The sequence below is a fragment of the Stutzerimonas chloritidismutans genome (assembly GCF_038562055.1).
Lineage (GTDB): Bacteria > Pseudomonadota > Gammaproteobacteria > Pseudomonadales > Pseudomonadaceae > Stutzerimonas > Stutzerimonas chloritidismutans_A.
Genome location: NZ_JBCFXD010000015.1, coordinates 35,966 through 56,838, shown reverse-complemented (window position 1 = coordinate 56,838; position 20,873 = coordinate 35,966). Strand labels below are relative to the sequence as shown.

Annotated in this window: 17 protein-coding genes; 11 read left to right on the top strand and 6 right to left on the bottom strand. The window is 59.8% G+C overall.

The genetic code is table 11. The features are described from left to right. The first annotated feature begins 4 nt into the window (after window positions 1–4). From AAGW23_RS18825 to AAGW23_RS18790, 8 genes are all read left to right on the top strand, one after another. A complete protein-coding gene (locus AAGW23_RS18825; RefSeq protein WP_342407832.1) occupies window positions 5–2,164 on the top strand; it encodes a PAS domain-containing protein in 2,160 nt (719 codons plus the stop codon). A gap of 181 nt (window positions 2,165–2,345) precedes the next feature. After that, window positions 2,346–2,768, top strand: coding sequence for a 30S ribosomal protein S6 (gene rpsF, locus AAGW23_RS18820; protein ID WP_045424432.1), 423 nt, complete (start codon window positions 2,346–2,348; stop codon window positions 2,766–2,768). A 28-nt stretch (window positions 2,769–2,796) separates the two neighbouring features. Continuing rightward, complete coding sequence (rpsR, locus tag AAGW23_RS18815) at window positions 2,797–3,027, top strand: 30S ribosomal protein S18 (protein WP_019340128.1); 231 nt, start codon at window positions 2,797–2,799, stop codon at window positions 3,025–3,027. Window positions 3,028–3,061: 34 nt separating this feature from the next. Next, a complete protein-coding gene (locus tag AAGW23_RS18810) occupies window positions 3,062–3,955 on the top strand; it encodes a hypothetical protein (protein WP_342407831.1) in 894 nt (297 codons plus the stop codon). A gap of 20 nt (window positions 3,956–3,975) precedes the next feature. Then, window positions 3,976–4,422, top strand: coding sequence for a 50S ribosomal protein L9 (gene rplI / locus AAGW23_RS18805; protein WP_102836992.1), 447 nt, complete (start codon window positions 3,976–3,978; stop codon window positions 4,420–4,422). A 110-nt stretch (window positions 4,423–4,532) separates the two neighbouring features. Beyond that, window positions 4,533–5,927: a replicative DNA helicase gene (gene dnaB / locus AAGW23_RS18800; RefSeq protein ID WP_102836991.1), complete on the top strand. Its 1,395-nt coding sequence runs from the start codon at window positions 4,533–4,535 to the stop codon at window positions 5,925–5,927. A gap of 80 nt (window positions 5,928–6,007) precedes the next feature. Further along, window positions 6,008–7,087: an alanine racemase gene (alr, locus tag AAGW23_RS18795; protein WP_342407830.1), complete on the top strand. Its 1,080-nt coding sequence runs from the start codon at window positions 6,008–6,010 to the stop codon at window positions 7,085–7,087. 110 nt (window positions 7,088–7,197) lie between these two features. After that, entirely contained in the window at window positions 7,198–9,483 is a 2,286-nt protein-coding gene (locus tag AAGW23_RS18790) for a YgiQ family radical SAM protein (RefSeq protein WP_342407829.1), read from the top strand. Window positions 9,484–9,532: 49 nt separating this feature from the next. On the opposite strand, the gene AAGW23_RS18785 is transcribed toward AAGW23_RS18790, so the two are convergent. Both AAGW23_RS18785 and AAGW23_RS18780 read right to left on the bottom strand, forming a co-directional pair. Further along, window positions 9,533–11,497: a methyl-accepting chemotaxis protein gene (locus tag AAGW23_RS18785; protein WP_342407828.1), complete on the bottom strand. Its 1,965-nt coding sequence runs from the start codon at window positions 11,495–11,497 to the stop codon at window positions 9,533–9,535. A gap of 47 nt (window positions 11,498–11,544) precedes the next feature. Beyond that, on the bottom strand, window positions 11,545–13,158 hold the full coding sequence (locus tag AAGW23_RS18780; protein ID WP_342407827.1) for a PleD family two-component system response regulator: 1,614 nt from the start codon (window positions 13,156–13,158) through the stop codon (window positions 11,545–11,547). Window positions 13,159–13,375: 217 nt separating this feature from the next. Here AAGW23_RS18780 and AAGW23_RS18775 point away from each other — a divergent pair, with 217 nt between their 5' ends. Continuing rightward, on the top strand, window positions 13,376–14,431 hold the full coding sequence (locus AAGW23_RS18775; protein ID WP_342407826.1) for a DUF2333 family protein: 1,056 nt from the start codon (window positions 13,376–13,378) through the stop codon (window positions 14,429–14,431). Window positions 14,432–14,470: 39 nt separating this feature from the next. Here AAGW23_RS18775 and AAGW23_RS18770 read toward each other — a convergent pair whose 3' ends face one another. The 4 genes from AAGW23_RS18770 to AAGW23_RS18755 all read right to left on the bottom strand — a co-directional run bounded on the left by AAGW23_RS18770 (window position 14,471) and on the right by AAGW23_RS18755 (window position 18,805). Continuing rightward, complete coding sequence (locus AAGW23_RS18770) at window positions 14,471–15,811, bottom strand: sigma-54 dependent transcriptional regulator (RefSeq protein WP_342407825.1); 1,341 nt, start codon at window positions 15,809–15,811, stop codon at window positions 14,471–14,473. Window positions 15,812–15,918: 107 nt separating this feature from the next. Beyond that, entirely contained in the window at window positions 15,919–17,511 is a 1,593-nt protein-coding gene (locus AAGW23_RS18765; protein WP_342407824.1) for a sensor histidine kinase, read from the bottom strand. Next, complete coding sequence (locus AAGW23_RS18760) at window positions 17,501–17,737, bottom strand: PP0621 family protein (RefSeq protein WP_342407823.1); 237 nt, start codon at window positions 17,735–17,737, stop codon at window positions 17,501–17,503. The genes AAGW23_RS18765 and AAGW23_RS18760 overlap by 11 nt, the downstream gene beginning before the upstream one ends. A gap of 60 nt (window positions 17,738–17,797) precedes the next feature. Beyond that, complete coding sequence (locus AAGW23_RS18755) at window positions 17,798–18,805, bottom strand: outer membrane protein assembly factor BamD (RefSeq protein WP_342407822.1); 1,008 nt, start codon at window positions 18,803–18,805, stop codon at window positions 17,798–17,800. A gap of 288 nt (window positions 18,806–19,093) precedes the next feature. On the opposite strand from AAGW23_RS18755, the gene rluD reads away from it, so the two are divergent. Then, a complete protein-coding gene (gene rluD, locus AAGW23_RS18750) occupies window positions 19,094–20,068 on the top strand; it encodes a 23S rRNA pseudouridine(1911/1915/1917) synthase RluD (protein WP_342407821.1) in 975 nt (324 codons plus the stop codon). Beyond that, window positions 20,065–20,799, top strand: a complete 735-nt coding sequence (pgeF, locus tag AAGW23_RS18745) for a peptidoglycan editing factor PgeF (RefSeq protein WP_342407820.1) — start codon at window positions 20,065–20,067, stop codon at window positions 20,797–20,799. Before rluD ends, pgeF begins: the two co-directional genes overlap by 4 nt. Window positions 20,800–20,873 lie beyond the last annotated feature (74 nt).

Genomic DNA, 20,873 nt, shown 5'->3' with positions numbered 1-20,873 from the left:
TGGTATGCCGCAACGCCCTTCTTTCGAGGCTCTGTTCAGGGCTTCGCCAAACGCCTACCTGCTGCTTGATCCCGATCTGGTGATCCTGGATGCGAACGCGGCGTACCTGAAGCTCACCGCGCGCAGTCTCGATGAGATTGCGGGACAGCGAATTCAGGATGCGTTTGCCGCTGACCCGCAATTTCCCGAGTCGACTCATGTCGACGAACTCCTCGATTCCTTTGCTCGGGTCCTGAGTACCAAGGCGTTGGATACCTTGCCCGTGATCCGCTATTCAATTGCGGTCAGCTCCAGCAGCGGTGCGGCTTATGAGGACCGCTATTGGAGCGCGACGCACACACCATTGTTGGATGATAACGGCGAAGTCATCGCCATCCTTCAGCACACCGTGGATATTACCGAGCTGCAGCAGCTGAAGGATTCCATGCGCTCGGCTGAGTCGTCTGGACAACCAGCGCAACAGATCGAGGCGGCGATCATTTCCCGGGCACGGTTCATCCAGGATGAAGGCAATCAGCTGCGCCGGTTGTTTGCACAGGCGCCTGGTTTCGTCTGTTTTCTGCGGGGCCCGGAGCACGTATTCGAGCTTGTCAACGAGGCGTATCAGCAGCTCACCGGACACCGCCAGCTGCTCGGCAAGCCGGTGCGTGACGGGTTGCCCGAGCTGGAAGGGCAATTGTTCATGTCACTGCTCGACGAGGTCTATCGTACGGGCGAGCCCTATACCGGCAGAGGGATGCGGGCGCTGCTGCGTCGTCGTCCGGGCGTCGAGCCCGAGGAGGTGTTCGTCGATTTGGTGTTTCAGCCAATCATCGAGCGCGACGGCCGGACGTCCGGTATTTTCGTGCTCGGCAGTGACGTTACCGAGCAGCATCGCAGCCAGCAGGAACTGCGTGAGTATCGCGAGCATCTTGAGGAGTTAGTGCGTGAGCGTACCCGCGAATTGCTGGACAGCGAGTCCGCGCGCCGCGCCGCACAGGCGGCCCTGATGCAGGCACAAAAGCTTGAGGCTGTTGGCAAGCTCACCGGGGGGATTGCGCATGATTTCAACAACATGCTGCAAATCATCGGAGGCAATCTGCAGCTGTTGCGTCGAAACATTGGCAATGACGAGACGGCCCAGCGACGGCTGGAATCAGCGGTTGGTGGTGTAGAGAAAGGTGCTCGTCTGGCTTCGCAGCTTTTGGCCTTCGCCAGCCGTCAGCCTTTGCAGCCGCAGTCCGTGGATATCGGTGAATTGCTGGATCAGATGAGTGAGCTGCTCAACGGCGCCTTGGGCCGCGCGGTGCAGGTTGCGGTCGATGTAGCGCCGGGTCTGTGGCCGGTGTTGGCCGACGTCGGCAACCTGCAGGCGGCAATACTCAATCTCGCAGTCAATGCGCGCGAGGCGATGAGCGGTGGCGGTACCCTTTGCCTGCGCTTGCGCAACCGCGATCTGGGGCTAACCGAATTTGCTGGGCAGCCTGGGGTGGAGCCCGGTCCATTCGTGGAGCTCGCAGTTATCGATGAGGGCGAGGGAATGCGCCCGGAAATCCTCGAGCGCGCGTTCGAGCCCTTTTTTACAACGCGCAAGGACAGCAACGCGTCCGGTCTCGGTCTGAGCATGGTCTATGGCTTCGTCAAACAAAGTGGTGGATTCGTCGTGCTGGAAAGCGACGAAGGCGAGGGTACGTCGGTCCGTGTCTATTTGCCGAGCAGAGTTGCGTTGGGCGAGCAGGGCGCGGATATGGTCGGCATGTCCGAGCAGCGCGGATCAGTATCGCCCGAACAGATCGAGGCGGCGGCGCCATCAGGTCTGAGGATTCTCTTCGTCGAAGACGATCCGACGCTGCGCATGCTCACCGGTGAAGTCATGGACGAGCTGGGACACCAGGTCAGCCTCTGCGAGTCGGCCGAGGCTGCACTTAAGGAGCTCGAACAGCATTCATTCGATGTGCTGCTTACTGATGTCGGGCTGGCTGGCATGAGCGGAATCGAACTGGTTCGAGAGGCCAGGATGCGCGATGCCGGCCTGAGTGTCGTGATTGCTTCGGGCTATGCGGTCGATGCGCGGGAAGTGGGGCTGGATGACCTGCGTACCATGCTCAAGCCCTACGATATCCACCAGGTCCGATCGTTGCTTGAAAGCATCCAGGCCGAGCGGACCATCTCCGGGCGTGGCTGACCGCTGGCTGGTCAAATATTCACCAAATCGCCTTGCGTGGTTGTCCGGGCTTCTCTAGAATTGCGCCCCTTGCCCGGATGGCAGGCGTTTGCGCGCCTCTCTGGCTGGCAAGTCAACATAACTGATTCACTCCTTGCCTGATCCGCGTGGTGCGGCAGGCTGCAACCCGTAAGGAGCAACAATGCGTCATTACGAAATCATCTTTCTGGTCCACCCCGACCAGAGCGAGCAGGTTGGCGGCATGGTGGAGCGTTACACCAAGCTGATCGAAGAAGACGGTGGCAAGATCCATCGTCTGGAAGACTGGGGTCGTCGTCAGCTGGCTTACGCTATCAACAACGTTCACAAAGCTCACTACGTGATGCTGAACGTTGAGTGCAGCGGCAAGGCACTGGCTGAGCTGGAAGACAACTTCCGCTACAACGACGCTGTCATCCGTAATCTGGTCATCCGTCGCGACGAAGCCGTGACTGAGCAGTCCGAGATGCTGAAGGCTGAGGAAAACCGTAGCGAGCGCCGTGAGCGTCGTGATCGCCCTGAATCTGACTCTGCCAATGAAAATGACAGTGACAGCGACAGCCGCGACAACAACGCTGACGAGTAATCCACGGACCTATTGAGGAGCCTATTTCATGGCACGTTTTTTCCGTCGTCGTAAGTTCTGCCGTTTCACTGCAGAAAACGTGAAAGAGATCGACTACAAGGATCTCAACACGCTGAAGGCCTACATTTCCGAAACCGGCAAGATTGTTCCTAGCCGTATCACCGGAACCAAAGCACGCTATCAGCGCCAGCTGGCTACCGCTATCAAGCGCGCCCGCTTCCTGGCCCTGCTGCCCTACACCGACAGCCACGGCCGTTAATCGAACTGTTGGACAGACGTAAAGGATAGATCGCATGCGCGCCTTGGCTGAGTTCATCATGCGCGGCCGTATGCAGGCAATTGTTGTGGTGGCTGGTTCTGCAGCGCTGCCAATGTTGTTTTGGCTGTCCGCTGCGGCGGGAAGCTTGGTGTTGCTGCGTCGCGGGTTGAATGATGCACTAGGCGTAATAGTTTGGGCGCTGTTGCCCGCGCTGGTCTGGTGGTACTTCGGTGATCCGCGGACGTTATTGGTACTCCTGGGGTCGTTCGGGTTAGCGCTGTTGTTGCGCAACCAGCGCTCTTGGGCTCGCGTGATGTTGTGCAGCGTTGTGCTCGGGTTGTTGTATGCCTGGGCACTGGGAATGGTTTTCGGCGAACCCATTGCGGCACTCGCTACCGAGTTGCAGAAAGTGCTACCCGACATGCTGTCGGACGCCTATCAGCAGCTTTCGGTGGAAGAGCAAGCCCGCCTGGGAGCGCTGCTGACACCGATTCTGACCGGTTTGTTGGCAGGGCTACTGCAGATCACCACGTTGCTCAGTCTGATGCTCGGGCGGTACTGGCAGGCCGTGTTGTTCAACCCCGGTGGGTTTGGCCTCGAGTTTCGGTCGCTTCGATTTACAGCGTTGCCTGCGGTTGTGTTGTTGATGGGCATGCTGCTGGGACCTAGTCTCGGTGTGCAAGTGGCGATGCTGGCGCCGTTGTGCAGTGTTCCGCTGGTCTTTGCGGGTATCGCACTGATGCACGGGCTGGTCGCCCAGAACCGGATGTCTCGGTTCTGGCTGGTGGGGCTCTACGTCACGCTGGTGCTGTTCATGCAGTTGATTTATCCGCTACTGGCCGTTATGGCCATTGTCGACAGCTTGTTTGATTTTCGCGGTCGGGCATCTCGTGATGATGATGCGGGACCTGCGAACGGTGAAGGTTAAGTTAAAGAGGTAAGACTCAAATGGAAGTCATCCTGCTGGAAAAAGTCGCAAACCTGGGCAACCTGGGCGACAAGGTAAACGTTAAGTCTGGTTACGGCCGCAACTACCTGCTGCCGCAGCGCAAGGCTACTGCTGCAACCCCGGCCAACATCGCCGAGTTCGAAGCGCGCCGTGCTGATCTGGAAAAAGCTGCTGCCGAGCGTAAGGCTTCTGCCGAAACTCGCGCCGCTCAGCTGGCCGAGCTGGAAGTCACCATCACCGCCACCGCGGGCGATGAGGGCAAACTGTTCGGTTCTATTGGCACTCACGACATCGCCGATGCACTGACCGCCTCCGGCGTTGAAGTGGCGAAGAGCGAAGTCCGTCTGCCGAACGGCACCATCCGTCAGGTTGGTGAGTACGACGTAGCTGTGCACCTGCACACCGACGTCGAGGCGACAGTCAAGCTGATCGTCATCGCTGGCTAACAGCGGCTATCGTCTGGCACCTCGTGTGCCTGACGGTTACCATCGGGCACGTTTCCACGCGAGTGGAACGTGCCCTTTGTTTTTCTGAATGCCAAAGAATTCCGAGTGCCATGAACGACATCAGTGTGCCCCAGCAGTACGACCTGGAAACCGCAGCGCTCAAGGTGCCGCCACATTCCATCGAGGCCGAGCAGGCCGTGCTGGGCGGCTTGATGCTGGACAATAATGCGTGGGAGCGCGTGTTGGATCAGGTGTCGGACGGTGACTTTTACCGCCATGACCACCGACTGATCTTCCGCGCGATTTTTACCCTTGCCGAGCGAAACTCTCCCTTCGACGTCGTGACGCTCTCCGAGCAGCTGGATAAAGAAGGGCATCTGCCGCAGGTCGGTGGGCTGGCCTATCTGGGTGAGCTCGCCAAGAACACCCCGTCGGTTGCAAACATCAAAGCCTACGCGCAGATCATTCGTGAGCGAGCGACGTTGCGGCAGCTGATCGGCATCAGCAACGACATTGCCGACAGCGCTTATGCGCCGCAGGGGCGCACGGGCGACGAGATCCTCGACGAGGCCGAGCGGATGATCTTCCAGATTGCCGAAGCGCGCCCCAATACTGGTGGGCCGATCGGGATCAATGACATTCTGGTCAAGGCGATAGACCGGATCGACTCGCTGTTCAATGCGGGCGAGGACATCACCGGGCTGTCGACTGGCTTTGCCGATCTGGATGAAGCGACCAGTGGTCTGCAGCCCGCTGACCTGATCATCGTCGCCGGCCGACCTTCCATGGGCAAAACCACCTTCGCGATGAACCTGGTGGAAAACGCGGCCTTGCGCTCCGACAAGGCCATCTTGGTCTTCTCGCTGGAAATGCCCGCCGACTCTATCGTGATTCGTATGCTGGCGTCCCTGGGCCGAATCGATCAGACGAAGGTGCGGACCGGTAAGCTTAGTGACGACGATTGGCCGCGGCTGACCTCAGCGGTCAATCTGCTCAACGACCGCAAATTGTTCATCGACGATACTGCCGGTATTTCACCTTCGGAAATGCGCGCGCGTACGCGACGCTTAGCCCGAGAGCATGGCGAAATCGGCATGATCATGGTCGATTACCTGCAGTTGATGCAGATTCCTGGTTCCAGTGGCGACAACCGAACCAACGAGATTTCCGAGATCTCCCGCTCGCTGAAAGGCCTGGCCAAGGAATTCAACTGCCCGGTTATCGCGCTCTCCCAGCTCAACCGCTCGCTTGAACAGCGCCCCAACAAGCGCCCGATCAACTCGGACCTTCGTGAATCTGGTGCTATCGAGCAGGACGCCGACATCATCATGTTCGTCTACCGGGACGAGGTGTATCACCCCGAAACGGAATACAAGGGCGTCGCCGAGATCATCATCGGCAAGCAGCGTAACGGTCCGATCGGGACCACGCGTCTGGCGTTCCTCGGTAAGTATTCTCGCTTCGAGAACCTGGCGCCGGGCAGTTATCAGTTTGACGATGAGTAACCAGCCGACGCCCAGCGGCTTGCGGGCCTGACGGAAAGCGCCGGACAATAACGGCTCACTCCTGTCCTGAAGGGCTTTCCATGCGTCCCCTGGTTGCTACGGTCGATCTTGCCGCGCTTCGTCACAACTATCAGCTAGCCAAGCAGTGCGCTCCGGGGCGCAAGGCGTTTGCCGTGGTCAAGGCGAATGCCTATGGCCACGGTGCAGCAGCCGCGGTCGAGTGCTTGCGCGACTTGGCTGACGGCTTTGCGGTGGCGTCTCTGGAGGAAGCGGAGCAGGTTCGGTTAGTCGACGCGAGCGCAAGGTTATTACTGCTCGAAGGCTGCTTCGAGCCGAGCGAGTATGTCGCCGCGGCCGAGCTTGGGTTGGACGTTGCAGTTCAAGGCCAGGCTCAACTTGATGCGCTGCTAGCCGCAGTTATCGAGCGGCCCTTGAATCTGTGGCTGAAGCTCGACTCCGGCATGCATCGCTTAGGCTTCAGCGTCGATGCGTTGCGCCGTGCCCATGCTCGTCTGCAAAGCGCGCCGCAGGTTGCCGAACTGAACCTTATGAGCCATTTTGCCTGCGCCGACGAGCGGGGGCATCCGCTTAACGAAGCGCAGCTGGATGAGTTTGCCGGTCTGCTGGATCTAGCGTTCGACCACCGGTCATTTGCTAATTCCGCCGCTGTGCTAACGATGCCTGCTGCGCACATGGATTGGCTACGTCCCGGAATCATGCTCTACGGCGCTACGCCTTTCGCCGAGCTGAGCGCCGAAGCCCTAGGGCTGAAGCCGGTGATGACGCTGACGGCATCGATCATCGCGATCCGCGAGGTTCCTGCAGGCGACAGTGTCGGCTACGGCGCTGGTTGGGTTGCCCGGAGGCCCTCGCGTATCGCCACGGTGAGCTGCGGTTATGCCGATGGGTATCCGCGTACGGTGCCGCCAGGGACTTGCGTCGCGATCCGTGGTCAGCGTCTTCCGCTGGCTGGCCGGGTCTCGATGGACATGCTCGCTGTGGATATCACGGATCTGCCGCAAGCGGTGCTCGGCGATGCGGTGGAGCTGTGGGGCAATGAGATTCCAATTGACGAACTGGCGCAGGCCTGCGGCACCATTGGTTACGAGCTGTTGACCAAGGTTACCCAGCGCGTACCGCGGCGTTATATCAACGGGTGAGCGCCGTTTCGCCTGCGCGGCGATGGTAAAAGCCGACCAACGTGGTCGGCCTTCCTGATCATTTTTTGTGCTATATTCCGCCCCCGTTTTCGTTGCCCCGGTTTCTAGCCATGCACGCAGCCAAGCCCCTGTTCGACTATCCCAAGTACTGGGCCGAGTGTTTCGGTCCAGCGCCGTTCCTGCCGATGAGCAGGGAGGAGATGGATCAGCTCGGCTGGGATTCGTGCGATGTGATCATCGTGACCGGGGATGCCTACGTCGACCATCCGTCGTTTGGCATGGCGATCATTGGTCGCTTGCTGGAAGCCCAGGGGTTTCGGGTGGGCATCATCAGCCAGCCAAACTGGCAGAGCAAAGACGATTTCATGAAACTCGGTCAGCCCAATCTGTTCTTTGGCATCGCAGCCGGCAACATGGACTCGATGATCAATCGCTACACGGCTGACCGCAAGGTCCGATCGGACGATGCCTACACCCCCGGCGGTCAAGCCGGAAAGCGCCCGGATCGAGCGAGCCTGGTCTATAGCCAGCGCTGCAAGGAAGCCTACACGGATACCCCGGTCGTGCTTGGCGGCATCGAAGCATCGCTGCGCCGCATCGCCCACTATGACTACTGGCAGGACAAGGTACGCCGCTCGATCCTGATGGACGCCACGGCTGATATCCTGCTGTATGGCAACGCTGAGCGCGCCATTGTCGAAGTGGCGCAACGCCTTGCGCGCGGTGAGGCTGTTGAGCAAATCACCGATGTGCGCGGTACGGCGTTCGTTCGCCGTGACGCGCCTGAAGGCTGGTTCGAGATTGACTCCACCCGTATCGATCGTCCGGGCAAGGTCGACAAGATCATCAACCCCTATGTCAACACTCAGGATTTGCAGGCCTGCGCTATTGAGCAGGAGAAGGGGGCGATTGAGGACCCGAACGAGGCCAAGGTCGTCCAGCTTCTGCCCAGCCCGAAGATCGAGCGTGACCGAACCGTAATCCGTCTTCCGTCGTTCGAGAAGGTCCGTAACGACCCTGCGCTCTATGCCCACGCCAACCGTGTGCTGCATCTGGAGACCAATCCAGGCAACGCTCGCGCTCTGGTGCAGCGTCACGGCGACCATGACATCTGGCTGAACCCGCCGCCGATCCCCTTGACCACCGAAGAGATGGACTACGTATTCGCCTCGCCGTATGCGCGTGTGCCGCATCCCTCCTACGGCGGCGAGAAGATCCCCGCTTACGACATGATTCGCTTCTCAGTGAACATCATGCGCGGTTGCTTCGGTGGCTGTACCTTCTGTTCCATTACTGAGCACGAAGGCCGGATCATCCAGAACCGCTCACACGAGTCGATCCTGCATGAGATCGAAGAGATGAAGAAGCTGCCGGGCTTCACCGGTGTGGTATCGGACCTTGGTGGGCCGACCGCCAATATGTACCGTATCGCCTGCAAGAGCCCCGAGATCGAGCAGCATTGCCGCAAGCCGTCCTGCGTCTATCCAGGCATCTGCGAGAACCTCAACACCGACCACAGTTCGTTGATCGAGCTGTACCGCAAGGCGCGTGCTTTGCCTGGCGTAAAGAAAATCCTGATCGCCTCCGGGCTGCGTTACGACCTGGCGGTCGAGTCGCCGGAGTATGTGAAAGAGCTGGTTACGCATCACGTTGGCGGTTATCTGAAGATTGCGCCTGAGCATACCGAGCGCGGTCCTCTGGACAAGATGATGAAGCCGGGGATCGGCAGCTATGACAAGTTCAAGCGGATGTTCGACAAGTACTCGAAGGAGGCGGGCAAGGAGCAGTACCTGATTCCGTACTTCATCGCCGCACACCCAGGCACCACCGACGAGGACATGATGAACCTCGCGCTGTGGCTGAAAGCGAATGGTTTCCGCGCCGACCAGGTTCAGGCGTTCTACCCGTCGCCCATGGCGAGCGCCACGGCGATGTACCACAGCGGCAAGAACCCACTGCGCAAAGTCACCTACAAGAGCGAAGGCGTGCCAATCGTCAAAAGTGAGGAACAGCGTCGCCTGCACAAGGCCTTCCTGCGCTATCACGACCCCAAGGGCTGGCCGATGCTGCGCGAAGCCTTGCAGCGGATGGGCCGCGCCGACCTGATCGGCAGTGGTAAGAATCAGCTGATCCCGGCTCACCAACCTGCGACCGAAGGCTACCAGAGCGCCCGACGCAAGAATTCGACCCCGGTGGGCAGCAAGAAGGCCGGGCAGGGCGGCAAGATTCTCACCCAGCACAGCGGTTTGCCTCCGCGCAGCCACGATGGCAATGCATGGGACAAGCGTGAAGAGGCCAAAGCGGCAGCCGAAGCGCGGCGTAAGGCTGCAGCCGGTGGCGGCAAGCCTAGCGGAAAGGGGCGTAAGCCGTCCCAGCGTCCCGCTGTTCCTCGTTAAGTCATAACCGGCATCCATCTGAGGCGCCAGAGTGCCAATCCGACTGCGTTCAGCCTTTAAACGCGAGTGTCGCCTGGTTCAGCTCGCTGGCCAGGAGCAGCATCTGTTCACTCTGCTCGCGCCCCCGGCTGATATGCGTCAGGTTGCTATCCCCGAGCTGATGAATACGTTCGCTGTGGCCACGGATTTCGCTGACCGCTTCGCTCTGCTGCGCGGTGGCTAGCGCGATCTGTGCGGCCATCTGCTCAATGGATCCGATGGTGATCACAATCTGATTCAGCGCTGAATCCGCCGTCTCGGCCAGGTAGGCGGTCTCTTCGGCGTGATTAACCTGAATGCGCATGGCTTGGACCGATTGATGTGCAGCGGTCTGCAAGCTCCCGATCAGCAGCTGGATTTCCTCAGTGGCACCACTGGTGCGTTGCGCCAGGGTACGTACCTCGTCAGCGACGACGGCGAAGCCACGCCCCTGTTCGCCAGCTCTTGCAGCCTCGATCGCTGCATTCAATGCAAGCAGATTGGTTTGCTCTGCGATTGAGCGAATGACGGTCAGCACCTTGCCAATCGTTCCAGTTTCGTCGGCTAGGCGTTCGATGGCCAAGGCGTTGCTTTGCACTTCGCTAACCAGACCGTGCAGTCCGGTCAGGCTACTGCCGATGACCTGCTGTCCCTGGGTCACGGCCTGGCCTGCAGCGCGGCCGGCCTTGGCCGTCTGGTCTGCGCTGGTAGCGACATCCTGAATGGTGGCTTCCAATTCACCCAGCGCGTCCCGGATCTGCGCAGTGTCGCTGCTCTGGCGGCTGGCGCCTTGGTGCAGGTCATTGCTCATTTGCGCGAGGCTCCGACTATTGCCGGTTACCTCTTGTGCGTGTTGGCGCAGCGTGCCGACAAGTGTGAGCAGGTAGCTGCGTAGCTGGTTGAGCGACGTGCCGATTTCCACCAGTTCAGGCGTTTTGGAGCGGATATCGATAGGTTTTTCGAAATCACCGCCGGCCCAGGCGGAGAGTGCCGGAGCCAGGTGCCCCAGCGAGCGTGTCAGTTGGCGCTGCAAACGATCAATGGCAAATGCTACCAATAGAATCAACGCGATGATGGTGCTTTGCATCAGCCGTACTTCTGCTTGGATACGGCCATGTTCTGCGCGAATCTCTGGCTCCAGATCGTCGAGTGCCATTTGTAGGGATGCAACTTTCTGCTCGGTGCTGTCCCTCAGTTTCAGGCGTTGCTCGATCAGTCCGCGGGTGCGTTGCAATTCTGCCGGATATCGGTTCAGGAGGCTGGAGAGGTCGCGCTTGAAGGCGATGCCTTGGTCTTCAGCTGTCTGCGCTTGGGCTTGTTCGTCGAGGTTCAATAACGCAGCGAAGGTGCTTGCGCCGGATTTTTGCTCACTCGTAATGCCGAGCAAGGGCAGGGCTTCGAGCGTTTGCGCTTCCTTCGTTATTGCTTGCAGCGCTTGCTCTACCTCGGCCGCCAAGTCGTCGTTGCCGCTGGCCGTCAGCTTGGCTCTAGCGTGGCTGAGGCGAAGTAGGTGTCGGCTCGCCTCGAATAGCGGCTGCTGATACTGGGCGGCAACTTCATGCTGACCTTGCGCGGCATAGCGATGCAGTTGCTCCAGTACACCCGCTATCTCACGCTCAGCCTGCAATAACAGGCCTTGAGGATCGCCGGCTAGCTTGCCTGCGGCGAGTAGTTCCGTAGCGGTGAATTGGTGAAGCTGCTCCAGGCTCGGCTGCAGGCGATTGGCGAACGGGCCGGGCAGGGCGCTCACGTCTGCTGCAAGCCCCTCTAGTTCAGTCAGGGCGGCCTTGTGTCGTAGGGCGTCGCCAGTGCTCAGGTAACGCTGAATATTGTCGGCGACCTTATGCTGAAAACGCTGGGAAAGACTCAGGTATTGACCCATCAATTGATACGGACGCTCCAGCGCCCGCTCCGACCACCAAAGCGTTGCGCCCAGGGCAAAGCAAATGGCGACGAGCAGCAAGGTGTTCAGGGTGGTAAGCGACTTCAGGCGCATCCTGGCCTCCGGGGATTCTGGAGGCTAGAAGATATGGCTGTTTGATGTCAGTTCTGTGACGGCCGGAACCTGTCCACTCGGTTTCGTCCAGCATGCTTGGCGTTGTATAGCGCTTCGTCTGCCTGCTGAGTCAATGATTTGATATCCGCGCCCGGGGTGAGCTCGGCAATGCCGCAGCTGAACGTGCAGGACAGGTCGACTGGCTGGGCCGGGTAGCGGATTTCGGAGAAGCGTTCGCGTATTTCGTCCAACACCTTCGCGGCGTTCTGCGCGGTGGTGTCGGGCATGACTACCGCAAATTCCTCACCACCATATCGGCCGATATGATCGGTCTTGCGCAGCCGTTGCTTGAGAAACAGGGCGAGGCTCTTGATCACCCGGTCTCCCATTGGATGGCCATAGGTGTCATTAACCTTCTTGAAATGGTCGATGTCGATCATCGCAAAACATAACGGTTGCCCGTCGCGGCGGGCGCGCGAGCTGGCATCTTCGAGCAGTTGCAAACTGTGTGTATGGTTATAAAGGCCGGTCAGGCTGTCTCGGACTATCCTGGCTTTCAAGCTGCGGGCCCGCTCAGCGCGGGTGCGAACCGTGGCAATCAGATGGCTGGGTTTGATCGGTTTGGTCAGAAAATCATCGCCGCCTTCGTTCATGGCGTCGAGCTGCTTGTCGAGGTCGTCTTCGGCCGAGAGATAAATGATGGGTACGCTGACGTAGCGCTCATGCTGCCGGATAACTTTGGCCAGTTCAGTACCCATGCACTCGGGCATGTACATGTCGAGGATGATCAGATCTGGCTGAAATTCAGCCAGGTAGTTGATCGCTTGGATCGGCTCATTGAGGGTCTGGGTGATGATCCCCGCGTTGTTCAATACCCTTTCGGTGTGCGTCGCCTGAGCTCGCGAGTCGTCGATGATCAGGACTCGGAAGGGTTCGTAGTGTGCTGTGCGGGTGAAAATTTCGATTTTTTCCAGAAGGCACGACGCATCGATGGTGCCTGTGAAGAACTCCAGCCCTCCGGCGCGCACGGCGGCCAGCCGCATCGGTGTGTCGGTTTCCTTATGACTGAAGAAAATCAGCGGCAGCTTCTCTTCCAGCCCTTGCTGGATACGCTCAGCGAGCCGCAAGCCTTCTCCGGGACCGTTAAAGTCGACATCCATGACGATCGCCGCCGGGTGCCGCTCATGCATCGCTGCGCGGAATTGGCCATCACTGGCAAAGGCCTGCGCATTCATGCTGAAGAATTCGAGTTGGCGAACCACGTGCTGGGCGCGTTCGTGATCTTCCAGCGCGATGTAAACGGGTTTGCTCAGCGGCGGCACGTAGGCGGACTGCCCTCGCGGATCGCCATGGCGCAGCCCTGTGCGTGCAAGACGGTAGACCAGTTGGCTGAGGGTAGCGATAGTGTCGCTAGACAGTCTTCCGCGGTTGTCACGGATGTCGCCTAGGCAATCTTCGATGCCAAGCGCGAGCAGTCGGTGTTCGGTTTGCTCGAAGCGCTCGGCAAATTTTCGTAAGCGCTGATTGGCATCAGCCAGCGCAGACCGGTAAGCGTCATTCCATTCGCTACGTTGCAATTGCTGCCAGACTTCGAGCACCTCCCGAGCCTGATGGATGACCCGTTGGGCGAAGTGCTGTTTAAGTTCTTCCTGGTCCGACATGTCCGGTTCCCTGGCCCGCTGCGGCAGTGCTCTCAGAGGCCACTGTGGTGGCTCAATGCTACCACCTATCAGTTGTTAGCAAAGGTCCTGGATAGGCGGCCTGGTTCTCATTATGAGGCTTGCTTTCAACCGGCTGCGTTATAGTGGTTCACATGCCGCACGCTTCGCGTGACCGGCGATCGAATCTTTGAATTTATGAAGAGAAGGACAGACGCCCATGTTGGATTGGAAGAATCGCTTCGGCCGCCTCGGCCTATCGGGAAATTCAGCCAGAGCGGATGGGGCGACTCGCAATCCGCTACTGCTGGGGCTTGCTGTTCTGATCGGGCTGTACTTGCTCGTAGCGCTTTTGGTCGGGTGGTACTGGAGCTCCGAGCCTGACCGATTCCCGGTACAACAGAATGTGCGGCAAGCCGCTGAAACCTCGCAGCAGCAGATCGTCAACGGCTACACCACAGTTGAAACCCTTAAGCAGGTAGCCGGCACCTTGCTCGACAAGCCAGGTGGCTATCTGAGTAATGACATTGCCCCGCCCGGCCTGTGGCTGGACAACATGCCGAGCTGGGAATATGGCGTGCTGGTTCAGGTTCGCGATCTCAGCCGCGCTCTGCGCAAGGACTTTGCGCGCTCGCAATCCCAGTCGACGGAAGACCCTGATTTGTCCAAAGCTGAACCGCTGTTCAACTTTGACAATCGCAGCTGGGCTCTGCCGGCGAGCGAATCGGAATACCGTAACGGGATCCGTTATCTGAATCGTTACCTGGTACGCCTGAGCGACCCGGCATCCAAAGCCCAGTTCTATTCTCGCGCTGACAACCTGAATAACTGGCTCGGAGATGTTGGGACTCGACTGGGATCTTTGTCCCAGCGGCTGTCGGCCAGCGTTGGTCGTGTCCGTCTGGATGGCCAGGTTGCGCCGGAGCTTGAGCGCGAAGGCGCGAGGCAGGTGGTGGAAGAAGAGCGCGTCGAGACGTCCTGGATGCAGATCGATAACGTGTTCTATGAAGCACGAGGGCAGGCGTGGGCCTTGTCGCATCTGCTGCGCGCTATTGAAGTGGATTTTGCCGATGTGTTGGCGAAAAAGAACGCGGCGATCAGCGTCAGGCAGATCATCCGCGAGCTGGAAGCTGCGCAGGAACCACTATGGAGCCCAATGGTGCTCAACGGTAGCGGCTACGGCGTCCTGGCCAACCACTCTCTGGTGATGGCGAATTATATTTCGCGTGCGAACGCGGCGGTCATCGACCTGCGTAATCTGCTGTCGCAGGGGTAACGGGCGCTCCGCGATCCTTAGGGGTCGCGGTTTGTATGCTCAGTCCAGCCCCAGCTTCTTCAGCCGATACCGCATGGAGCGGAACGACAGCCCCAGCCGTTGGGCAGCCGCTGTGCGGTTCCAGCGGGTTTCTTCCAGTGCCTGCATGATCAGCTTGCGTTCGACCTCTTCGAGATGGTCTTCGAGATTGTCGATCTGGGCCAGACTTGCTTCGCCGTTCTCGGGCATGCCCGGAGCGTCGGACAAGCGCAGGTCGCTAGGCTTGATCTCCTCGCCTTCACAGAGCGTGTAAGCGCGTTCAAGCATGTTTTCCAGCTCACGTACGTTGCCGGGAAAGCGGTAGCTCTGCAGTTTTGCCAGTGCGTCGGGTTGCAGTCTGGCCTGTGTCTCTCCGCATTCCTGGGCGAGACGGCGAAGCATTACTTCAGCCAGCTGGGCGATATCCTCGCGGCGCTCGCGTAGGGGCGGCACGCGCAATTCGATGACATTAAGCCGATAGTACAGGTCCTGACGAAAGCGGCCCGCGGCGACTTCGCTGGCTAGGTCCTTGTGGGTGGCGCACAGAATGCGCACATCGACCACGACTTCCTTGGCGCCGCCAACCGCGCGCACGGCCTTTTCCTGGATGGCGCGCAGCAGTTTCACCTGCATCGGCAGCGGCAGATCGGCGACTTCGTCGAGAAACAATGTGCCGCCATTGGCTGCTTGGAACAGGCCCGGTTTGTCTTCCATCGCGCCGGTGAAACTGCCCTTCTTGTGCCCGAAGAACTCGCTCTCCATCAGCTCTGACGGGATCGCCCCGCAGTTGACTGGAACGAAGGGTTGTTCATGTCGCGGCCCTTGTTCGTGAATCAGCCGCGCAACCAGCTCCTTGCCGCTACCCGACTCGCCGCTGATATAGACAGGGGCCTGGCTGCGCGCCAGTTTGCCGATCTGCTTGCGCAACAGGTTCATCGGCGGCGAGGCGCCAAGCAGGCGACTGTCGACCGTCAGCTCGTTGGGGTTAGGTGTACGCAGGCGCAGGGCCGTATTGACCAGTTCGCGGAGGCGACCGAGGTCCACCGGTTTGGTAAGGAAATCAAAAGCGCCGGCCTTGAGCGCGCCGATGGCGGTGTCAAGGCTGCCGTAAGCGGTGATCATCGCCACGGGCAGCTGCGGGTATTGTTGCTGAATGAACTGCACCAGCTCCAAGCCGCATCCATCGGGCAGCCGCATATCGGTGAGGCACAGATCGTAGTGCTCGCGCGCCAGGCACTCGCGGGCCTCCTTGAGGTTGCGCGCGCTGCGGGTGTCCAGCTTCATGCGTCCGAGGGTGATCTCCAGGAGTTCACGGATATCGGGCTCGTCATCGATGATCAGCGCTTTCTGGCGGGCGGTCATGGTCTCGGTCTTTAAAAAGAAGAAGCGGGATGCGCAATGTTAACGCCACAGGGTCAGCCTTGTACCGCCGCATGGCTGATGTGTGACCCGTTGCGTCTTAACGCGCCTCAGCTCAGCTTGCGTGGGTGCGCAAAGACGATGCGAAAGCAGCTTCCGCCCTCGTCTCGCTCACGGTAATCCAGCCGTGCCTGATTGCTTTCGCAAAGCTCTCGGGAGATATACAGCCCAAGGCCCGTGCCCTTGTTTTCTGTGGTGAAGAACGGCTCGAAGATGTTCTGTACCTGCTCGGTCGGTACCCCTGCGCCATCGTCAAGCACTTCAAGCACGGGCAGATCACTGGCCTCGTCCCTGAAGACTTTCAGCCACACCTGTGCTTGGCCGTGCTTTTGTCCACTGTAGCGCAGGCCGTTCTGTACCAGGTTGGTCAGTACTTGAATCAACTGGTTCGGATCCATGCGGGTCTGCAGCGAGCTACCCTGAGTCTCCACGTGGACAATTTGCTGAGGCGGCAGCGTCTGGCGAAATTCGCTGGCAAATCGATGCACCCAGTATTTCAGATCAAGCAGCTGGGGCTCAGCCTGGCGCCGCCGCGACAGCTGCAGCACATTTTCAATGACCAGGTTCATGCGCCGCGAATGATCCTGAATGATCTGGGTAAGGCGCAGATCTGCAGCGTCTAGCACCTCCGACTCCTGCAGCAACTGCGCCGCATGACTGATGGCGCCGAGCGGGTTGCGAATTTCGTGAGCAATGCTGGCGGTCAGTCGGCCAAGCGACGCGAGTTTGAGCTGCTGAGCCTTTTGCGCGATCTGAGAAATGTCTTCGAGAAACACTAGCGTGTCCTGCTTCACGCCATGCTGCAGCGTGGCGAAGCTCGGCTGCAGGGTCGCGCCGTCGGGCGTGGCCTTGAAGTTACTCGGCCGCAGGGTGGGGTTGTCACGCCAGCGTTGCAGGCCGCGAATAACTTCCGGGCAGCGTGGCCCTAGCCGTTCGCCCGTCAGGGCCTCTTGTCCGAGCAGTTCGAGGGCTCCCTGATTGGCAAGCAGCACACGCTCCTGTGCATCGAGGACGAGGATGCCAGTGCGCATGCGCTGCAGAATCTGAGCATTTAAGGCTTCAAGATTGGCGACCTCTTCGGCGCGCTGGCGGGCAAGGGTTTCGCTGTCCTGAAGTCGTCTGGTCAGGCCCTGTACCAGTAGCGCCGCAGCGAAGCACAGCGTGCCAAGCGCGGCGGCCTGAACATACTGACCGCTCGCCGCGCTGTCGCTTAGGCTGAGGTAGAACGTCAGATAGATGAGTCCGGTGGCGGCGACTGCAGCGATGAAAAAGCCGACGCGGCCGTGCAGCAAGATATTGGCGATGGCTACCGCTACGATCAGCAGGTTACCGATACCACTTGGCGTACCGCCCGCGAAGTAGAACAGCGCGGCCAGCAGGGTGACGTCCACCAGCGCGAGCGCCAGCACCGGCAGTTCCCGCTTCGGGTTCTGCAGCAGTACGGCGGCAAAAATGTTGAGAATCAGATAGAGCCAGGCGCCATAGTAGAACGCCGCCGGGTTGATCATCCGCATCAGGTCGTTGTGCAGGTCGCTGCTGATGAGCAGAACCAGCACCAAGCCGATTACGACGCGATAGAGATGATAGAGCCGAAGGATTCGTCGGCCCGTGTAACCGAAAAACGTCAGGCGTTCAGTTCCCACCCGACTTGTTGTCCTGTTCCAGATGCGCCTGGCTGCAATACCACCGGTCATGACTCTGCAGCGCTTGCTCGCGTGGCAGGTGTACGCCGCATTGAACACAGCGGACGGTCATGACGGTGGTCTCTTTCGGCTTATCAGAGGCCGTGGGCTTGCTGGTCAGACGGCGCCAGAGCCAGAACGCCGCCGCGATCAGGATGATCCAGAACAACAGTCGAAACAGGCCCATATCTCTAATTCCTGGCTAAGCCGTGCGGGCCCGCCGTTGTGGCAGGCTGCGGTTGGGTACTCAGTCGAACAGGCCAAAGGTCATATAGCTCCACCAGGAGCGGTCTTCGCCTTGCTCTTCTTTTGCGGCTTCGGTTTCTGCTTCCCTCAACACTGGGCGCAGTTCATCCGGCAGGTCTTGGGCGGCACTCTCGTACTGACGCACCACGTCACGGTTGGATTGCGAGCGGTCCGGGGCTTTGTTTTCAGTATCGATCAGGCCAAGTGTGGCGCGGGACAACCAGCTGCGGTTATCGGCCTCTTCCTGGCTTGGCACGAATTCACCGTCTTCCAGGCTGGGGTGTTGCGGGTAGTTGAGTTTGAGCGTTTCCAGGCTGGTGCCAGCGAGCTCCTCGAGACCAAGGCGCTGATAGGCTTCGGTCATGACGGCCAAACCATCGCCGACCGCGGGCGTACCCTGGAAGTTTTCTACAACATAGCGACCACGGTTGGCGGCCGCTACGTAGGCCTGGCGACGCAGGTAATAGTCAGCAACATGGATTTCATTCGCGGCCAGCAGGTTACGCAAGTAAACCATCCGAGCCTTGGCATCCGGGGAGTAACGGCTGTTTGGAAAACGTGTGGTCAGCTGGGCAAATTCGTTGAAAGAGTCACGTGCAGCTCCCGGGTCACGCTTGGTCATGTCCAGCGGCAGGAAACGCGCCAGCAGACCGCGGTCCTGATCGAAAGACGCCAGACCCTTCAGGTAGTAGGCATAGTCCACGCTCGGATGCTGCGGATGAAGCCGGATGAACCGTTCGGCCGAGGAGCGAGCGGCTTCCGGCTCGGTGTTGCGGTAATAAGCGTAGATCAGCTCAAGCTGCGCCTGTTCGGCGAAGCGGCCGAACGGATAGCGGGATTCCAATGCCTTCAGCTTGTTGATTGCGCTGGTGAAGCTCTTATTGTCCAGGTCGGCTTGTGCCTGCCGGTACAGTTCCGCTTCGCCGAGGTTTTCACTGATGGTTTCGTTGGACGAACAGGCAGCGGTAAGGGCGAAAATGGCGATCAGCAGCAGGTGTTTCACTTGCATGGCGGCTTGCGTCCCTGTGACGGCTGGCTGTCTTGCGCTGAGCCGTCCTGTTATGATGGGCGCCCCGGCTGGCCGGGACAAAGACGCGGTATTTAAACACAAGCGTGTTGCTGAAACCAAAGGCTGCACCCGTGCCGCTGTCGAAGGACTGCTCAGGCTTAGGATCTGCCCACAAGCGTCCTGCCTGCCGATCAGGTCACATCCCCCTTACTCATGTGCCGGCTCATCGCCTGTCGCAACCGGCCGAACCGCGCGGTTGCCTTTCCAACTATTGAAGCGCCCTTAATTATGTCCACGATCACCACCCAGGCCATTCATCTCCGTGCCGAGGTGCCATTCGACCTCGGCGGGCAGCGCCTCGATCAGGTCGCGGCACAACTGTTCTCCGAGCATTCCCGATCGCGTCTTGCGGCCTGGATCAAGGAGGGGCAGCTCACGGTCGACGGCGCTGTCTTGCGCCCCCGCGACACAGTACATGCGGGTGCCATCCTTGAGCTTTCCGCCGAGCAGCAGGCCCAGGGCGAGTGGGTGGCTCAGGACATTCCACTGGATATCGTTTTCGAAGACGAGCACATTCTGGTACTGAACAAGCCGTCCGGGTTGGTAGTGCATCCTGCTGCGGGACACGCCGATGGCACCTTGCTCAACGCCTTGTTGCATCATGTTCCAGATTTGATCAACGTGCCGCGTGCCGGCATCGTGCATCGCCTGGACAAGGACACCACCGGGCTGATGGTGGTGGCCAAGACCCTGCAGGCGCAGACGCGCCTGGTCGAGCAGTTGCAGGCACGCACTGTCAGTCGCATCTACGAGGCCATCGTTATCGGCGTGATCATCACTGGCGGGACTGTCAATGCCGCCATTGGGCGTCATGGTCAGCAGCGTCAGCGCATGGCTGTGGTGGAGGGCGGCAAGCCTGCCGTGAGTCACTATCGGGTACTTGAGCGCTTCCGGTCGCATACGCACGTCCGGGTCAAGCTTGAAACCGGGCGAACTCACCAGATCCGTGTGCATATGACACACATTGGCTATCCGCTGGTGGGTGATCCACTTTATAGCGGGCGTTTTCGGATCCCGCCTGCCGCTAACCCGACCATGGTGCAAACGCTGAAAGATTTTCCGCGGCAGGCATTGCATGCACGCTTTCTCGAGTTGAACCATCCAGTCAGCGGCGAGCGGTTGAAATGGGAGTCGCCACTGCCGGACGATTTCGTCTGGCTGCTTACGCTGTTGCAGCAGGACCGCGAGGCGTTTAGCGGATGACGGGTTGGCCAGAGGACTGGATCCGTCCCGACTGGCCGGTGCCTGCGCGCGTGAGGGCTTGCGTCACCACGCGCCGCGGAGGTGTGAGCCAGGCTCCGTTTGATGGCTTCAACCTGGGGGATCATGTTGGCGATGCGCCCGAGCGGGTGTCGGCGAATCGACAGCGCGTGCGGCAGCTGCTCGGCTGCGAGCTGGCCTGGATGAGCCAGATCCATTCGAGTATTGCCGTTGAGGCCGATCCGCGTAATTGCCCAACCGCCGATGCCAGCTGGACGGGTGAGGCGGGGGTTGCCTGTGCGGTGTTGACTGCGGATTGCCTACCGGTATTGCTCTGCGACGTCGACGGCAGCCGTGTTGCGGCTGCGCACGCGGGATGGCGCGGTCTGGTCGGCGGCGTGCTGGAGGCCACCGTGGCGGCTATGGCAGTTCCGGGGTCGCACGTGATTGCCTGGCTAGGTCCGGCAATAGGGCCTGCGGCGTTCGAGGTGGGCGGCGAAGTCAGAGATGCATTCATCTCTGGCTACCCGGAAAGTTCCGAAGCCTTTGCGCCCAGCCATCGCGCGGATCGCTTCATGGCGGATATCTACCAGCTTGCCCGAATCCGTCTGGCTGCTTGCGGCGTGACAGCAGTCTACGGCGGCGGTTTCTGTACCGTCAGCGATCCTCGTTTCTACTCCTATCGCCGTGCCGCCCGTACAGGACGCTTTGCCAGCCTGATCTGGCTCATCTGAGCGGCCGTTCGGCTGTTCCTGGCCTTTAGCCCCTGACCCGCTTTACGCCACTGGGCTGACCTGCGTCAAGGTCG

Bases quoted from the DNA above. Each gene is read 5' to 3' on its own strand.
- AAGW23_RS18825 (WP_342407832.1), top strand. From the start codon at position 5: ATGCCGCAACGCCCTTCTTTCGAGGCTCTGTTCAGGGCTTCGCCAAAC.
- rpsF (WP_045424432.1), top strand. From the start codon at position 2,346: ATGCGTCATTACGAAATCATCTTTCTGGTCCACCCCGACCAGAGCGAG.
- rpsR (WP_019340128.1), top strand. From the start codon at position 2,797: ATGGCACGTTTTTTCCGTCGTCGTAAGTTCTGCCGTTTCACTGCAGAA.
- AAGW23_RS18810 (WP_342407831.1), top strand. From the start codon at position 3,062: ATGCGCGCCTTGGCTGAGTTCATCATGCGCGGCCGTATGCAGGCAATT.
- rplI (WP_102836992.1), top strand. From the start codon at position 3,976: ATGGAAGTCATCCTGCTGGAAAAAGTCGCAAACCTGGGCAACCTGGGC.
- dnaB (WP_102836991.1), top strand. From the start codon at position 4,533: ATGAACGACATCAGTGTGCCCCAGCAGTACGACCTGGAAACCGCAGCG.
- alr (WP_342407830.1), top strand. From the start codon at position 6,008: ATGCGTCCCCTGGTTGCTACGGTCGATCTTGCCGCGCTTCGTCACAAC.
- AAGW23_RS18790 (WP_342407829.1), top strand. From the start codon at position 7,198: ATGCACGCAGCCAAGCCCCTGTTCGACTATCCCAAGTACTGGGCCGAG.
- AAGW23_RS18785 (WP_342407828.1), bottom strand. From the start codon at position 11,497: ATGCGCCTGAAGTCGCTTACCACCCTGAACACCTTGCTGCTCGTCGCC.
- AAGW23_RS18780 (WP_342407827.1), bottom strand. From the start codon at position 13,158: ATGTCGGACCAGGAAGAACTTAAACAGCACTTCGCCCAACGGGTCATC.
- AAGW23_RS18775 (WP_342407826.1), top strand. From the start codon at position 13,376: ATGTTGGATTGGAAGAATCGCTTCGGCCGCCTCGGCCTATCGGGAAAT.
- AAGW23_RS18770 (WP_342407825.1), bottom strand. From the start codon at position 15,811: ATGACCGCCCGCCAGAAAGCGCTGATCATCGATGACGAGCCCGATATC.
- AAGW23_RS18760 (WP_342407823.1), bottom strand. From the start codon at position 17,737: ATGGGCCTGTTTCGACTGTTGTTCTGGATCATCCTGATCGCGGCGGCG.
- AAGW23_RS18755 (WP_342407822.1), bottom strand. From the start codon at position 18,805: ATGCAAGTGAAACACCTGCTGCTGATCGCCATTTTCGCCCTTACCGCT.
- rluD (WP_342407821.1), top strand. From the start codon at position 19,094: ATGTCCACGATCACCACCCAGGCCATTCATCTCCGTGCCGAGGTGCCA.
- pgeF (WP_342407820.1), top strand. From the start codon at position 20,065: ATGACGGGTTGGCCAGAGGACTGGATCCGTCCCGACTGGCCGGTGCCT.